Origin of the sequence: Actinopolyspora biskrensis, assembly GCF_013408175.1 — a bacterium.
GTDB lineage: Bacteria > Actinomycetota > Actinomycetes > Mycobacteriales > Pseudonocardiaceae > Actinopolyspora > Actinopolyspora biskrensis.
The window spans coordinates 1-15329 of record NZ_JACBYW010000007.1; the positions used below are offsets into that span (position 1 = coordinate 1).

The following is a 15329-nucleotide window of genomic DNA, read 5'->3' on the forward strand; positions in this document are numbered from 1 at the left end:
AGGCCATGATCGTCACCGCCACCGGACAGCTCTACCTCTACGTCGACCCGTACACCCCCGAGCAGTGCCCGCACCACAGGTCGCAGGCCGCGAACGCGGTCTGACGCCTCGCCCGTTCGGTGGTCGCTTCCGGCGGCGCCGAGCGGGCAGGTTCCCGGAAAGATCATAGGAGGTCAGTATGGGTAAGAAGGACAAGGACGGCCTGTTCCCGGAACCGGAGAAGCCGTGCCAGCACAGGAATCGACGGCAGAACGAGCACCAGATCATCTGCAACGATTGCGGTGCCGTGCTCGGCGACGCGCCGCACTACCACTAGTGGGAGGATGCCGATATGGCGCTGACCAGCTGGACCGACGTAACAGCCGGGAAACCGGTGCACCATCACTGCTACATGCGGATGGAGTGGTCGACCGACGAGAAGCACTGGACCGACATCAGCCGCCAGTCTCCCGACCTGGTGGCGTGGTCGCCGGAGGACGCGCTCGCGTGGGTGCGGGATCAGATCGAGGCGCACCGCGGCGAGGCCGAGGAGGCCTACGGCCGACGTGAGTGGATCGAGGAGGCGCTCGCGTCCTACACGCCGAACCCCGCGCCGCTTACCGCGGACAACCTCGACCGCTGGTCATACCTGACGAACACGCTGCGACAGGGCAACTGGAAGGTCAGCACTTTTCACCTGGCCTTCCGGAAGAACCTGGTGCTGTGGTTTCTGCCGCACGAGGACGGCGCGTGCCGTGACCACGAGCGTCCGGCCGATCAGCCGTACCGGGCTCCGGGCGAGGTCGTCGAGGTCGCGTAACCGGTGTCCGTATTATACTGGTGACGTACTCACGGGTGCGGATGCGATGGGAACCCCCGGCTTCGGCCGGGGTTTTCGTGTGTGCGGGATGAACCGAGCCCCGACCTCCGGCGCGGCCCCCGTCCACCACACCTTCCACGGAGACACCCATGACCGACCACCTTCCGACTGGGGGTGACCCTCGACGGTCCCGGAGTTCGTGACGCGGCCCGCGATCGGCACGCGTTGGCCTACGGGCTGTCCGTCGAGGCTATGATCGTCACCGCCACCGGACAGCTCTACCTCTACGTCGACCCGTACACCCCCGAGCAGTGCCCGCACCACAGGTCGCAGGCCGCGAACACGATCTGACTGTCATCCCGGGCTGATAGGAGACCGGTGATGCGCGACGACATCCGGAAACGACTCCCGCAGATCACCGAGGCCACCCCCACCGACGAACTACCGGCAGCGATGCGGGCCACCGAGCACGTCCGGACCTTTTCCGCCGTCCTGCAGGAGCCCGCCATGTCCGCTGTGGAGGAGATGGGCAACACCCTCGCCGGGATGCTCGGACGATTACCGCCGGAGCAGCTGCACCAGGCCCCCGCCTGGATCGAGGAATACGCCCTGCCCACCCTGACCGAAGTCGGTGAAGGCAGCACCTCGTCCGAACTGGCCGAGGCCTACGCTTCGTTCGAACGGGCACGGGAATTGATCGACGACGTGCTCGCCCTGTCCGACAACACCCGAGAACACCTGATCAACTACCTCGCCACCCTCGGCGTGCACGGCGAGAAACCCCCGCCGAGCCTGCCGCACCCGTCCACGCTGGGCCGCGTTCCTATCGACACGGCCCGGGACCGCTCCTGGATCGACCAGATCCGCGAACGGCTACCGCGCTATGAGGGTGGTCAAACATCCGGGCTCATCTACGACCAGGACGGCAACGAGCAGATTCTGGTCAGTGGTCGAGATCGAGAACTATCCGACCGCATACGTCTCGCTCTTGACACGTCGAGCGTGTATCCCCCACATCGAGGAGATGCGTCCCCGGTGGTCGACACCCACGTCGAAGCGAAGTACGCCCAACGGATGAAAGAGGCAGGGCAGACTTACGGCGTCGTTGTGCTGAACAATCGTATGTGTCCTGATCCGTGGGGTTGTCATGCTGCGGTACGAGCCATCCTGCCTCGTGGATCAACACTGGCCGTGTGGGAACCAGGAGAGTCACGCCCCATCGAAATACGTGGAGAGGAAGCACCATGACCACCATCGAAACGGGGACCGTCATAACCGGAGTCCTCGGCCACGAATTCCACTACGCACGCACCCCCGAGGAAACCGCCGACCTCGTCGAGACCGTCCTCAATACGCGGTACTCCCAGATCTATGTGTGGGACAGGCCTTGCTTGAGCTTCCGCGACGAAAACGGTCCGTCTTTCCCACACGCGAGAGTTCGCATCACCGTCGCTCCCGACGACGGTTGGGGCGCGCTCAACCACATGGACGCACGTCCCGAAGCGGTCAACGGTGAGGCTGTGGATTCCTACAACCCACACGCCACCGAGGAGATGCCAGCGTTGCTGTTCGATCCTGAAGGGCAGCTGTTCTTCCCCGCCTCGGCCTCGCTGCCACTCGACCAGGCACGCCAAGCCATCACCGAATACTGCCGCACCGGACAGCGCCCGAGCTGCGTGCAGTGGCAACCCGGCCAGTGGTACTGACCCCTCCTCGCTCCCGGAACAGAAGTGGTTCCCGCAGCGGGAAAGCGCTGCCAAGACCGCAGGTCACCGAACAGGCCCCGCGCACGCGGGTATAGACCGCGCCCCGGTCTCCACATCGGACGGCCGGGGGTAGGCCCCGCGCACGCGGGGATAGACCACGCTCCCGGTGCGCCAACCGCGGCGGGAAGGCCCGGTCAGACGTAGGCGCAGCTGGTGTGGACCGGCTCGGTCGGAGCCGGTGAGCTCCCCTGCTCGGGAGCGGTGCATCCGGTGCGTACGAACTCGCCCTCGAACTCGAGGTAGGTCTCCCAGTACTGGGGGGCTTCCGCGTAGTTCGGCTCGTAGGTGCTCTGCCGGAGCGCCACGTCCGGGCGACCGTTGCCGTCGAGCTGCCGCAGGGTGGCCCCGGGGGCGTTGCCCCGGACGTCGCTGCTGCGCACTATCCCCTCCTCGCCCAGGAGCAGGGTGGACAGCGCGCCCGTGCCGTGCGCTCCGGTGTGGTAGGTGACAGCGCAGCGCTGGGCGTCTCCCTCCCAGCCGCAGTCCGCGTCCCGGACCCTCTTGTGCTCCAGTTCGAGCGTGTCGTGAACGCTTCCGCCCGAGTAGTAGGCGAGCACGCTGTCTCCCCCGGGGACGGAGCTGTCGCGCCAACCGGCGAAGTGGACGTCGTGCGGCAGTGAGAGCTCGAAGACCCGCTCGCAGTCGGTCGCGCACTCCGGCGGCGGGGGCAGCGTCGCCGACTCGGTGGCACCGGCTCCCGGTGTGGTCGTCACGGACAGGGCCGCGGTCAGCGCGGCCACTCCCAATCCGGCCAGTGCGGTGCGGATTCGTGGGAAGCGCATCGTCGAACCTTTCGTTTTCCGCGTTGTCTGCTCCGGTGAGGGGACGGGTTCGCGGACCGATCGGTTGGCCGGAGGTGGATCAGTTCATTCTTTCGTGGGCGACGGGACGCGCCCGGAGCTCGTAGCGGAACGGTTCGTCCGGTTCGGGCGCGCGTCCCGCGCGGGCCGCCCGGGAAGGGGGCGGACCGCGCCCCGGCACCGCAACGGGGGACGCCGGGGCGCGGTTCCGCTGTGCGGGCACCCTACATCGGGGTCAGCCGAAGTTCACGTCCGAGCACGTGTAGAAGGCGTTGCTCGTGTCCGCGACCTCCCAGACACCGAAGATCAGGTGCTTGCCGCTCTTGTCGGAGGGCAGCTGCCCGGTGTGGGTGACGGTGAAGTCGGGCTGCCTGCCGTTGTAGTCCTCGGTGTGGAACGGCTGGAGCTCGAGCTGGTCCCTGGTCAGCGGCTGGCTCGGGTCGTAGCTGTCCTTCGTGATGAAGTACCGGAACGACTCGGTGGAGTGGGCCGCGGTGAGCTCCCAGCGGAACTGCAGGTTCTGGCCCGCGGACACGTCGGTCGCGGGCCAGTTGCCGTTGCGCGGTTCGTCGAGCTCGGAGAAGCGGCTGTTCCCCCCGCTGCAGAGGTTGCCGTCGGCCGGGCCGCCGGAGGGGAAGTTGCCGGGGCCTTCCACGCTCTGCGGCTCCCACTGGATGGCGCCGCAGTTGCTGACCGTGCCGTCGGCACACAGCGCCTGCCTGCTCATCGGGTTCTGCGTGTAGCCGTGCCCCGAGGCGGCACCCGCGGTGAGCATGGGCAGCGCCAGCGGAACGATGCCGAACGCGGCTATCCCCATCGCCCGTTTGATGCGCTTGGTGAGCATGGTTACTCCCTTCTTCGCTTTCCGTAGTCGGAAAAGCTACGGATGCCGTCCCGGCCGTGGACAGCTCCGTTTCGAGTAACTCACTGGGGTTGATCACCATCACTTTGGTCCAGACCTAATAACCGGTTATGGTCTAGACCTATACTCCGTTCGGGGGAGTGCGCCACTCTGACGGAGGGGTGTCCGGATCGTCTTTTGCGGGGTTCCGGCACTGCGCCGATCTCCTGGGAACGGTTCGCTCATCGCGGGGAGCGGCCCCAGGGGAGAGGGGTTCCGAACCGGAGGAACGGTCCGTCTCCGGGGTTCGGTGCTCTGCTCTTCGGGGGCTCCGAAGCCGCGGGGAACCGGCCCGGGGGTCGAAGGAGGGGATCCAAGAAGACGAGCCCGCCGGGCTTTTACACCGACGGGCTCGTCACCGAGCGGATGACGGGATTCGAACCCGCGACCCTCAGCTTGGCAAGCTGATGCGCTACCGCTGCGCTACATCCGCGTTGAACCGGCCCAGCGACCGCTTCGGCGACTACTGTACTTCATGCCCGCGGCGGCTTCGCAGGGGGGGTGTGGAACGGCCTCGGGCCGGGACGGGCCAGGGGCTGCTCGGCCCGGCGCGGTGCGAGCAGGAGGGGTCCGCTCCGGCGAGCACCCCGGTGACCGGACGACCGGAACGGAGGGGCTCCGTCAGGAGGGACCCGCGCGGGTCGGTTCGATGCGCAGCACCACCCTGTTCTCGGCGCGCATCGCGGCGCGGTACTGCTCCCAGTCCTCGTGCTCACCTGATATGGAGCGGTAGTACTCCTCGAGCAGCGGCATGGCCTCGGGCAGCCGCACGATCTCGGTCCTGCCCTCCACCTGGACCCATCTTCCGAAGAACTCGTCGGGCAGCACGCACAGCCACGCCCTGTCGTCTCTGGCCAGATTGGCCACCTTGGCCGTGTTGGCCGTGGTGCTGATGACGATCCTTCCCTCGGAGTCCACAGTGGCCAAAACGGGGCTCTGCTGCGGCGTTCCGTCGGAGCGCGCGGTGGCCAGCACCGCGTGGTGCTGTTCGCGCACTATCGAGCGAGCGTGCTCCGGGTCCATGTCTCCCCCTCGGGCGGTGGTGCCCGCCTCGTGGACGTGTCGGTTCCGACCCTTCCTCCGGAAGAGTAAAGCCGGGCCGGGAAGGGGCGCATTCACAGGCCGTGCGCGGTACGGTGTCCCCGAATGCTGATCGAGCCGGAGGCGGGCGACCCCGAAGGCGGGCAGGCGAAGTCCCGGCCCAGTGCGTGGAGGCGGCGATGAACCGCGCGGTGCGTGGATCCGACGGTCGAAAGTGGAACTTGCGGACCAGCATCGAGTGGAGCGACCCACTCATGGTCGACGAGTGGGAGCACGACGTCAGCGGTGGTCGTTCCCCCGGGGTCGTGATGAGCTCGGTCGTGTTGATCCTGGTCGTCGCTTTTCTGGTCTGGACTCCTTCCGAGGTGCTGATTCCCGGCTGGCTGGTGCTGGCGCTGCTGCTGCTCGTGCTGTTCTTCCCCGTGCGCTGGTTGCTGCGCAGGCCGTGGTCGATCATCGCCGAGACGCCGGGGGACACGGACGAACATCCGCCGGAGCGCTGGGTCGGCGTCGTGCGCGGGACGCTCACGGCGCGTCAGGAAGGCGCTCGGGTGGCACGCAACATCGAGGTCTACGCCGAACCGGACATGAACGGCCCGCTTCAGCCGGTCGAGTGAGGAAGGCCCGCGCCGGTCGGCCGGGAGCGCCGTGGAATTCGCGCGGTGATCGGTACTCATACGAACGGGTGGGGTTTTTCCGGTTCGGATCTCCCGGTGCGGGTGCTCGGGTGCGAGTGTTTCCGGAACGGCTTCGGGTAGCTGTGAATCTCACTCGATCGTGGGCTTGTTTTCCGTTCCGCGGAAGGAGTGCGAACCGCTCACCGACGCCGGCGGTGCACTGATCGTGATGTCCTTGCCTCCGCGGGTGATATCCGGTGAACATGTGAAGCGTGCTCGAACTGTTGTCGGAGCGGACGGTGCTGACCCTGATCGCGGCGCTGGCCGTGCTCGGTATGTTCGTGATGCTGTGCCGCTCGCGCCGGGTCAGTACGTCGAAGGAGGACGCCACTCTCGCCGCGTTGCACCGGGTCACGAGTGCGGCTCCGCACCTGCGTCGCGGCCTCGACCAGGAGGCGGCCGACGAGACGGCGCCGCATCTGCGGGCCCTGCTGTCCTGCGTGGCCGTCGGTATCGTCGACGCGGAGGGGACGCTGCTGAGCTGGGACGGTGGTGTCAACGAGCACTACCGTGACCTCACGGAGACGATCGACCGGTCGCTGCGCACGGGCAAGAGCGAGTACGTGGACCACGCCGACCTGCCGTGCGACGAGCGTCCCTGCCTGATGCGGCACGCCGTGGTCGTCCCGCTCGAGGTGGACAACAACAACCGGGGTGCCCTGGTGCTGATCACCGCGGGGGACCGCAAGCGCCTGTTCCGGGCGGCGCAGGAGGTCGCCGACCACGTCTCGGCCCAGCTGCAGCTGGCCGAGCTGCAGGTTTCCCGGGAGAAGCTGGCCGAGGCCGAGGTGCGCGCGCTGCGGGCCCAGATCTCCCCGCACTTCGTGTACAACGCGTTGAACACCATTTCCGCGTTGATCCGCACCGACCCGGACCAGGCCACGGAGCTGATCACCGAGTTCGCGGACTTCACCAGGTATTCGTTCCGGTCCAACGAGATGTACACGACCCTGGCCGAGGAGATCCGCAACATAGACCGCTACCTGATGCTGGAAAGCGCCCGGTTCGGCCCCGAGCGCCTGAAGGTCCAGCTCAAGATCGCGCCCGAGGTCCTCCCGGTGGTGCTGCCGTTCCTGGCGTTGCAGCCGCTGGTCGAGAACGCCGTCCGGCACGGGCTGGCGAAGAAGCCCGGTGGCGGCACGGTTTCCGTCTTCGCGGAGGACAACGGCAGCGAGGCGCTGATCAGCGTGGACGACGACGGCATCGGTATGGACCCGCAGCAGCTGGAGGAGGAGCTCGAGGGCAGCCACACCGACGGTTCGCACGTCGGCCTCGGCAACGTGAACGACCGCATGCGCGCGACCTTCGGCAACGACTACGGGCTGGTGGTGGAGACCGAGCAGGGGGCGGGGATGAAGGTGATCATGCGGGTCCCGAAGTTCGCTCCCGGGGTCCAGCCCTTGTCCTCCCAGCCCTTCGAGGGCGCGGACTGCCCGGACGTCCCCCCGCCGGCCGAGTCCGCGGAGGAATCCGCGCCCGCGGCGGACGGAGCGGCCGAACCGGCAGCCGAATCTCCGGAGGAGCTCGACTCCGTCGAGGACGCCGGGCCCGTGGAACGTTCCGGGCCGGGGGAACCTCCCGAACGGGACGTCGTGGAGGAGGTGCGGGAGGAGGAGACCGCGCGTGCCTCCGGAGCGTGACCCGACGCGGCCGAAGCGCGGTTTTCGAGCCGGTCGTGTCACGGCTGTTCGCTCCGCGGCCAGTAACGTGGAAGCATGAGTGAGAAGTCAGCCCAGAAAATCACCCAGGCACTTCCCGGCAAGCTCTCGGAGAAGCTGCCGGGCAAACTCGCCGAGCGGGCCGAGCGCGGCCCGGTGGTGCCGGTCGTCAAGCTGCACGGCCCCATCACCCCGACGCCCTCCCCGGTGAACCGTCCCTCGATCTCGCTGCAGACGGTCGACTCCGCCCTGAACCGTGCGTTCTCCTTCGACAGGACGTCCGCCGTCGCGCTGGCGATCAACTCGCCGGGAGGGGCGGCGACCCAGTCGGCGCTGGTGGCCGAGCGGATTCGTGAGCTCGCGGAGCGGAAGAACGTCCCCGTGCTGGCCTTCTGCGAGGACGTGGCCGCGTCCGGGGGCTACTGGCTGGCCTGCGCCGGTGACGAGATCTACGCGCACGCCAGCTCCATGGTGGGCTCCGTCGGGGTGGTCAGCGCCGGCTTCGGCATGGAGGAGCTGCTGCGCCGCGCTGGTATCGAACGCCGGATCCACACGGCCGGGGAGAGCAAGTCGCGGCTGGACCCGTTCCGCCCGGAGAACCCCGAGGACGTCCAGTGGTTGCAGGGGATGCAGGAGGAGCTGCACAAGCAGTTCGCCGACTGGGTCCGGCAGCGTCGCGGTGATGCCATCTCGGAGGCCGATGAGGACCTCTTCTCCGGTGAGGTCTGGACCGGGCGGCGCTCGCGGGAACTGGGGCTGGTGGACGGTCTGGGCAACCTGCGCGGGGTCGTCTCCCACCGCTTTCCCGACGCGCACATCGTCTCCGTCGAGCCGCGCAAGCCGCTGCTGGCCCGGCTGGGAATGACGGGTCCGGGCGGTGGTGCCGCCGGAGTGGCGGCCGGAGCGGTCAACGCCGCCTTCGACCGGATCGAGAACCGGGGAATGTGGTCGCGCTTCGGGCTGTGACTCGTGTCTTCTGCTCTTCCTCGTCGTGGGTGGTTGCGTGGCGGAACCTCTCGCGGGCTCTCGCTCCGGGGAGGCCCGACATCGGGTAGCGGCCTACACGACGTCGGGCCTTCCTCGCGAGAGCACCACGAGAGAACCCGCGGCGGTGCGAATTGCTCAGGCTCGTAAGCACCTGCGTTGGAGTGGGAGATTTCCGGGGACCTGGTTCGCGTAGCGGGTTCTGATGAGCGGAAACTTTCGCGGCGGTGCGGGGCCGGAGAGAACCGACTTGCGTCCAGTCCGGACAGTGGGGCGGGACGCTGGGCGGTGACCCCGCGCGCGGGGGCCGCGTAGCCGGGTGGTCGACTGTGGACCGATTTTTCCACGGCGGATTGCGACGATCGTGCGAATGCACGTGCACCCACCGCGCGAAACATGAATGCGGGGGCTTAGGTTGAATGCGGTGAGTCACACGCTTCACCCGCGGTCGGTGTTCACGGGTGGCGCCGCGGGCGCCGCTCCGGCGCGCTTGGTCGACCGTGGACGTGAGTTCGGTGAGCGCGGGAGGATTGGGCTTTGCCGTGAGTACACCACAGCGCATCAGCGGCCCGCCCGAGGGTCGTAACGGCAGCGGCGGCTCGAGCAGGGCAGGCCTCGTCATCCTGATCGTCGACGACGAGGTCCCGGGGCTCGAGACGACGCAGGGAATGATCGAGAAGAACCCGCGTGTCAGCAAGGTGCTGACGGCGTTCGACGCGGCAGAGGCGCTGCGGATACTGCGCAGCGACAACCCCGACCTGCAGGGGCGCCCCGCCGAGGCGCCGCTGGTGGACGCCGTCTTCATCGATGTCGCCATGCCGGGACTGACCGGAATGGACCTGGCCAGGGTGCTCTTCTCCTTCGAGAACTCACCGGCTCTGGTGTTCATCACCGCGCACGGGGAGAACGCGCTGGAGGCCTTCGACCTGGGCGCCATCGACTACGTGATGAAACCGGCCAGCCCCGAAAGGGTGGAACGCGCGCTGCGCAAGGTGCAGCGCATAGCCGCCCCTCCGGAGACGGGCGGCGACGGTGCCCGCGCGTTGACCGCCGGCGGCGAGCGGGCGGAGGAGCAGCAGCGGGCCGACGACCACTCGGTCATCCCCGTGGAGCTGGGGGGCACCACCCGCCTGGTGCAGCGTTCCCAGGTGCGCTGGGTGGAGGCCCAGGGGGACTACGCGCGGCTGCACACCGACGAGGGGTCGCACCTGGTGCGCATCCCGCTGGCCCAGTTGGAGGAGAAGTGGGCGGACGCCGGATTCGTGCGCATTCACCGGTCCTACCTGGTCGCGCTGAACCTGATCAACGAGCTGCGCATGTCCTCCTCCGGGTATTCGGTGCTCATCGCCGGGGGACAGCACCGGGAGACCCGCGAGTTGCCGGTCAGCCGCAGGCACACCCGCGAACTCAAGGACCGGCTGGTGCGTTCGCCGCGTCAATGACCGCGGAACCGTTGTCCGGAGCGGGGAGTTCGTCGGATGATCCCTGTGGCGGATCATGACCACTTCGACCGAGGCTCTCCTGTCGGGCCGTCGGTTGGCTCGGGTCCTTCTTCGGCGCCCCGGCGCCGAAACCAGCACCCGAGTCGACCACCCACGGCGACCCGGACGGGGAGGCTTCGACAAAAGAGGCGGTGAGGGTGACCACGGGCAGGACTTCTTCGGCACACCAGCAGCGCGCTCCGCGGCGCAAGCGCGTGGTGCTGGCCGATCGGCGCGGTTCGCGCGACGTTCCGCGCACGATCATCGATCTCGAGAACCAGAGCAGCATGGGCGAGGCGATGATCCGGAACCTGGTTCGTGCCCAGCTGCGCTCCTCGCTGTGGCTGGCCGCGATCAGCGCGGCGTTCCTGGGCGCGCTGCCCGTGCTGCTGCGCTACGTCCCCGTCCTGTCCGAGATCCGGCTGTTCGGCATTCCGCTGCCCTGGTTCCTCCTGGGGGTGCTGCCGTTCCCGTTCATCCTGCTGATCGGGTACATCGGCACGCGCAAGGCCGAACAGCACGAGCGTGAGTTCATGGACATGGTGGACCGGTGAATCCGTGGGCCCTCGGCGGCGTCGCGTTGATAGCCGTGGTCACCTTCGCCCTCGCGATGTGGGGGTCGCGCGGAGCACGGACCACTTCGGACTTCCTGCTGGCCCGCCGCATGGTCGGGGTGGAGCGCAACGCGGCCGCCATAGCCGGTGAGTACCTCTCGGCGGCCTCCTTCCTCGGTGTGGCGGGGCTGCTGCTCAAGGACGGTATCGAGGCCCTCTGGTACCCGATCGGCTACACGGCGGGGTATTTGGCGCTGATCCTGTTCGTGGCCGCGCCGCTGCGTCGTTCCGGCGCCTACACGCTGCCCGATTTCGCGCAGGTGCGGCTGGACTCGACCCGGGTGCGCGCCGTGTCGACGGTCCTCGTGGTGCTGATCGGCTGGCTCTACCTGGTTCCCCAGCTGCAGGCGGCCGGCGTCACGCTGTCCACGGTCACCGGAATCACCTACTCGAGCGGGATCCTGGCCGTGGCGGTCATCGTGCTGGCCGGGGTGCTCAGCGGTGGGATGCGTGTGGTCACGCTGGTTCAGGCCTTCCAGTACGGCATCAAGCTCTTCGCCATCAGCGTGCCCGTGTTCGTGCTCTTCTTCGTTTTCCTCGGGCAGGACGAGCAGCACCGCAGGGGGCTGGACGAACCCGTCCCGCCCGCTTTCGAGCGTACGACCACGGTGCGGATCGAGACGGATGTGCGGCTGCGGGTCACCGAGCCGGTCTGGGTGGACGTGTTGTCCGGCCCGGGGCCGGAGGCGCTGGACGGGGTCGCGGACTCGGAGGGGGCCGGTTCCGGGGGGAGCGTTTACCTCACGGAGGGGATCCACTCGGTGCGGGCCGATTCCGAGCTGCGCTTCCCGGAGGGGAGCGCGGTTCCGGCGGTCGCCGACGCGGAGCCGGACAACAGGTCCTGGTTGCTGCCGCAGAGCGGTGACTCCTACGAGCTGTTCGAGACCTACTCCCTGATGCTGTCCACCTTCCTCGGGACCATGGGGCTCCCGCACGTGCTGATGCGCTTCTACACCAACCCGACGGGGCAGGGGGCGCGGCGCACCTCGTTCGTGGTGCTGGGGCTGCTCGGGGTCTTCTACCTGTTCCCGACGATCTTCGGGGTGCTGTCCCGCTTCTACGTGCCGCAGCTGCTGGTGACGGGCAACACCGACGCCGCGGTGCTGCTGCTGCCCACGGCGATGCTGCAGGGGTGGCCGGGCGAGCTGATCGGGGCGGTCACCGCGGCCGGCGCCTTCGCGGCGTTCCTGTCCACTTCCTCCGGGCTGGTCATGAGCGTGTCCAGTGTGCTGTTCACCGACCTCCTCCCCGGCAAGCTCGGGAACTTCCGGCTGATCGCTCTCGGTTCGTGCATCCTTCCCGTGGCGTTGGCGCTGATCGCCATCGGGCGGGACATCTCGCAGAGCGTCGGCCTGGCCTTCGCCATGGCGGCTTCCACGTTCTTCCCGCTGCTGGTGCTCGGCATCTGGTGGCGCAAGCTGACCGCGGCCGGGGCCATGGGCGGGCTGGTCGTGGGGGGCGGTCTGGTGCTGATCGCGGTGCTGACCGGGGCTTTCCTCGGCGACGGGTACGGGTGGTGGTCGGCCGTGCTGCTGCAGCCCGCCGCTTTCACCGTTCCGGTGGCCTTCGTGGTGACGGTGGTGGTCAGCAAGCTCACCGGACGCAACGTCCCTTCGGGGACCGGGCGCGTGATGCTGCGGATGCACACCCCGGACCGGCTCGGTTTCCTCCGGGACCGCTCCGTGGATCAGGGGGAGGCCGCGGAGCGGGTCTCGTCGACGAGCCGTGGCGGGCGCGGCAGGCATCGACTGGTCCGAGCCAGGCGCCGGAGCTGACCGCCGGCGGTGCGCGCCCCGGCCGTTCGGCGGGATCGGTTCCGCTCGTCCGGTTCGACCACTGCGGTGGGCGCGTTCGGCGCGCGGCGTGGCAGCATCGAGGTGTGACTACTCCGATGCATGGTCGAGTTCCGGCGGTGTCCCCCGAGGAGCTGCCGGAGCGGCTTCCCGAGGGCAGCCTGCTCGACGTCCGTGAGCAAGAGGAATGGGACGCGGGCCACGCGCCGGGCGCGGTGCACATCCCGATGAACGAGATCCCGCAGCGGCTCGACGAGATCCCCGAGGCGGACCAGCTCTACGTGATCTGCCGGTCGGGTGGCCGCTCGTCCAAGGTGACCGCCTATCTGAACGCCAGCGGTTGGGACGCGGTCAACGTCGACCGGGGGATGAACGGCTGGTCGTCCATCGGTCGTCCGGTTGTGGCGGACGATCCCGACGCGGAACCCCACGTGCTGTGACGGGCCGTCCTCCCCGGTCCGGGCCCCGGGTGGAGTGGACGGCCACTCCACCGGGCGGTCCGAACGTGCGGCGGCGTGCCCGGCCGCGTCCCCCTTACACCGGACCGCCGGCCTACCCGGCTCCGCCGCGCTGGGGGTTTCCCCCGCTGACCTGGCGCTGGCCGCTCTCGCTTCCGAACTCGCGGCGTGCGGACCCGGCGGAACGCGTGGCGGCCCTCTCGGGGACCGCGGTCTCGACCCTCTGGATCACCGCGGTGCTCGGCGTGCTGGCCGCGGGGGCGGAGTCGTGGCGGTACGTGCTGCTGCTGTGGAGCCGCTCGGGTGCGCTCGGCCGCACCACGCTGGCGGTCTCGGACGCGCTCGTCGCCACGGTCGGCATCATGACCTGGTTGTTCGGGCTGCTGAGCGCGGTGGTCGGGGTGCTGTGGGCACTGCGGACCCGTTCCTACGCCCACGAGCGGGCGGGACTGCGCCCTGCCCGTCCGGACTGGCAGGTGGTGCTCGGCACGCTGATCCCCGGGGTGAACCTGTTCGTCCCCGGCTCGGTGCTCGCCGAGCTGGAGGACGCGGCGCTGCGTGGTTCGGGCGAGTCCGTGCCCGCTGCGCGGCCCGTTCCCTCGCGGCTGGTCCGGCTCTGGTGGCTCTGCTGGGCCGGGTGCCTGCTGGTGGGTTGGTCGACGATGCTGTGGGGGCTGCGGAACAGCGTCCAGGCCCTGGCCGACGGGGTGCTGCTGCACGCCTTCTCCGACGTGCTGCTGGTCGTGCTGGCCGTGGTCTCGGTGCGCGTGGTCAAGCGGTGCACCCGTGTGCTCGTCCCGCCGGATCCGACCACGTTGCGGAGCAGGCGGGTGCTGCGGGTCCGGGGCGCTCCGGAGCCGCCCCGCGCGGCTCGCCCCCCGCACGCCGTGCGGTGATCCGCGGGCACGGGCGGGGTTCTCCGGTGCCGGTCGGGCTGCCCGGCTGCGTCGGCCGGGGTGGTGTTCGATAGCGTCGCCCGGATTCGAAGGTGACGCCGGTGCGCCCGCACGTCGGGTTTTCCCGGTGGGGGCGGTTCTCGAGTGTCGAAGTCGATGAGCGGAGTCGATCGGCACGCGGCGTTCGTGGGCGTGCCGATGCGTCTTGCGGAGCAGAACGCGCCAAGGAGAGCGATCTTGAGTAAACGAACCGCGCCGGAGCAGAAACCGGCCGAGGACATTCCGGTGGTCGGACGCAGGCAGCCGTGCCCCTGTGGTTCCGGCAAGCGGTACAAGGCCTGCCACGGTGCTTCGGGTGGAGCGGCCAAGGTCAAGGTCACCCGTCCGTTCGAGGGCTTGGCGGCCGAGTGCGAGCTGGTCGCCCTGCGTGAGTTCGTGCCCTCGGCCACGGCGCGGCTGCCGCTGGCCTCCGGCTCCGAGGAGATCCAGCTGGCCACGGTGCTGCCGATGGCCGCGGCGGCGCTGGTGCGCACCGACGGTGTGGCCTTCATCGGTCTGCAGGTGCAGACGAAGTCCGGTGACGTGAGCAGGGATCTGGCGCGGGCCGTCGAGTGGGTGCGCACGGCCGAGCCGGGTGAGTCCCTGGCCGTGGTCGGTCCGGAGGACGCCCCGGCGGGCAGTGTTCCGGCGCGGTTGCAGGACCTGCTGGATCCGGATGCGCGATTGGACGTCCAGGTGCACGAGGACTTCTCCTGGTGGATGCCCGAGGGGGTCGAGGCCACCGGGGAGGTCGCGATGTCGCTGGAGCGGGCGAATTCGGCGATCATGCCGACGCAGCGCCTGGAGACCGAGGGCGTGCACGCGGCGTACTGGGTGGACGCCACCGACCGGGCGCACCTGCGCTGGGTGCGGCCCGAGCCGGAGGAGCGGTTGATCTCGGCGCTCGCGCGGCTTTCGGCGCGCGGTGAGCTGGCGCTGGGCGAGGACAGCCGCTACGCGGGATCGTTCCGCGCGCACGGGCTGCTGGTTCCGGTGTGGGATCTGGACCGGGAGAAGCACCCGGACGAGTGGGCCGAGCCTGCCGCCGCGCTGGGGCGCCGGTTGGACGAGGCGCTGGCCTCGTTGGACGAGCGCTCGCTGGACGCGGACGAGCGGCGCGCCAGGGACGGGCTGCGCGGCAGGCAGATCACCGTCCGGTGAGGTCGGCGGCTCGGCCGGTTGCGCGGGTGGCGGCAAGCGGCTGCGCCGCTTGCCCGGCGAGCGGTCCGGCCGAGCGGGTGCCGGCTCTGTCCGCGCGCTCCTCTCGCGGTGCGGTCCCGTCGGGGTGGCGGGGCCGCACCCGTCGTTTCGCGGGCGCACCCCGGGGGCGGGGCCCTTCGGCGAACGGGCTCGATTCCGCGCTCCTCCGGGGTTTCTGAATGGAGTAAGCGGATACCACTTTTCGGACGCTTGGTAACGAGA

At 69.2% G+C, this 15329-nt stretch carries 17 protein-coding genes and 1 tRNA gene; 14 read left to right on the plus strand and 4 right to left on the minus strand.

Annotated elements, in window-relative coordinates:
- Positions 1–178: 178 nt before the first annotated feature.
- The 5 genes from FHR84_RS17765 to FHR84_RS17785 all read left to right on the plus strand — a co-directional run bounded on the left by FHR84_RS17765 (position 179) and on the right by FHR84_RS17785 (position 2505).
- The gene (locus FHR84_RS17765) at positions 179–316 is read left to right on the plus strand and encodes a hypothetical protein (protein ID WP_179536682.1); all 138 of its coding nucleotides are present in this window, start codon (positions 179–181) and stop codon (positions 314–316) included.
- Positions 317–331: 15 nt separating this feature from the next.
- Positions 332–799, plus strand: coding sequence for a hypothetical protein (locus tag FHR84_RS17770; protein WP_179536683.1), 468 nt, complete (start codon positions 332–334; stop codon positions 797–799).
- Between the two features lie 174 nt (positions 800–973).
- On the plus strand, positions 974–1150 hold the full coding sequence (locus tag FHR84_RS17775; RefSeq protein WP_246300754.1) for a hypothetical protein: 177 nt from the start codon (positions 974–976) through the stop codon (positions 1148–1150).
- A gap of 30 nt (positions 1151–1180) precedes the next feature.
- A complete protein-coding gene (locus FHR84_RS17780; protein ID WP_246300755.1) occupies positions 1181–2047 on the plus strand; it encodes a DddA-like double-stranded DNA deaminase toxin in 867 nt (288 codons plus the stop codon).
- Positions 2044–2505 carry an Imm1 family immunity protein gene (locus FHR84_RS17785; RefSeq protein WP_179536684.1) on the plus strand — a complete coding sequence of 154 codons (462 nt, stop codon included), beginning with the start codon at positions 2044–2046 and terminating at the stop codon, positions 2503–2505. Before FHR84_RS17780 ends, FHR84_RS17785 begins: the two co-directional genes overlap by 4 nt.
- Positions 2506–2699: 194 nt before the next feature.
- Here FHR84_RS17785 and FHR84_RS17790 read toward each other — a convergent pair whose 3' ends face one another.
- The 4 genes from FHR84_RS17790 to FHR84_RS17805 all read right to left on the minus strand — a co-directional run bounded on the left by FHR84_RS17790 (position 2700) and on the right by FHR84_RS17805 (position 5289).
- On the minus strand, positions 2700–3347 hold the full coding sequence (locus tag FHR84_RS17790; protein ID WP_179536685.1) for a hypothetical protein: 648 nt from the start codon (positions 3345–3347) through the stop codon (positions 2700–2702).
- Positions 3348–3600: 253 nt separating this feature from the next.
- Positions 3601–4182, minus strand: a complete 582-nt coding sequence (locus FHR84_RS17795) for a lytic polysaccharide monooxygenase auxiliary activity family 9 protein (protein WP_343075331.1) — start codon at positions 4180–4182, stop codon at positions 3601–3603.
- 445 nt (positions 4183–4627) lie between these two features.
- Positions 4628–4699: transfer RNA gene (locus FHR84_RS17800), tRNA-Gly, on the minus strand.
- Positions 4700–4887: 188 nt separating this feature from the next.
- A complete protein-coding gene (locus FHR84_RS17805; protein ID WP_179536687.1) occupies positions 4888–5289 on the minus strand; it encodes a PPOX class F420-dependent oxidoreductase in 402 nt (133 codons plus the stop codon).
- 197 nt (positions 5290–5486) lie between these two features.
- On the opposite strand from FHR84_RS17805, the gene FHR84_RS17810 reads away from it, so the two are divergent.
- From FHR84_RS17810 to FHR84_RS17850, 9 genes are all read left to right on the plus strand, one after another.
- Complete coding sequence (locus FHR84_RS17810; protein ID WP_179536688.1) at positions 5487–5924, plus strand: DUF983 domain-containing protein; 438 nt, start codon at positions 5487–5489, stop codon at positions 5922–5924.
- Between the two features lie 272 nt (positions 5925–6196).
- Positions 6197–7624, plus strand: a complete 1428-nt coding sequence (locus tag FHR84_RS17815) for a histidine kinase (protein ID WP_179536689.1) — start codon at positions 6197–6199, stop codon at positions 7622–7624.
- 75 nt (positions 7625–7699) lie between these two features.
- Complete coding sequence (locus FHR84_RS17820; RefSeq protein WP_179536690.1) at positions 7700–8608, plus strand: S49 family peptidase; 909 nt, start codon at positions 7700–7702, stop codon at positions 8606–8608.
- A gap of 560 nt (positions 8609–9168) precedes the next feature.
- Positions 9169–10068 carry a LytTR family transcriptional regulator DNA-binding domain-containing protein gene (locus FHR84_RS17825; RefSeq protein WP_179536691.1) on the plus strand — a complete coding sequence of 300 codons (900 nt, stop codon included), beginning with the start codon at positions 9169–9171 and terminating at the stop codon, positions 10066–10068.
- A 191-nt stretch (positions 10069–10259) separates the two neighbouring features.
- Positions 10260–10661, plus strand: coding sequence for a hypothetical protein (locus FHR84_RS17830; protein ID WP_246300757.1), 402 nt, complete (start codon positions 10260–10262; stop codon positions 10659–10661).
- Entirely contained in the window at positions 10658–12496 is a 1839-nt protein-coding gene (locus FHR84_RS17835; protein ID WP_179536692.1) for a sodium/solute symporter, read from the plus strand. The genes FHR84_RS17830 and FHR84_RS17835 overlap by 4 nt, the downstream gene beginning before the upstream one ends.
- Before the next feature lie 116 nt (positions 12497–12612).
- Entirely contained in the window at positions 12613–12954 is a 342-nt protein-coding gene (locus FHR84_RS17840; RefSeq protein WP_179536693.1) for a rhodanese-like domain-containing protein, read from the plus strand.
- A gap of 65 nt (positions 12955–13019) precedes the next feature.
- The gene (locus FHR84_RS17845; RefSeq protein ID WP_343075318.1) at positions 13020–13868 is read left to right on the plus strand and encodes a DUF4328 domain-containing protein; all 849 of its coding nucleotides are present in this window, start codon (positions 13020–13022) and stop codon (positions 13866–13868) included.
- 237 nt (positions 13869–14105) lie between these two features.
- Positions 14106–15068, plus strand: coding sequence for a DUF5926 family protein (locus tag FHR84_RS17850; RefSeq protein WP_179536694.1), 963 nt, complete (start codon positions 14106–14108; stop codon positions 15066–15068).
- The last annotated feature ends 261 nt before the right edge of the window (positions 15069–15329 follow it).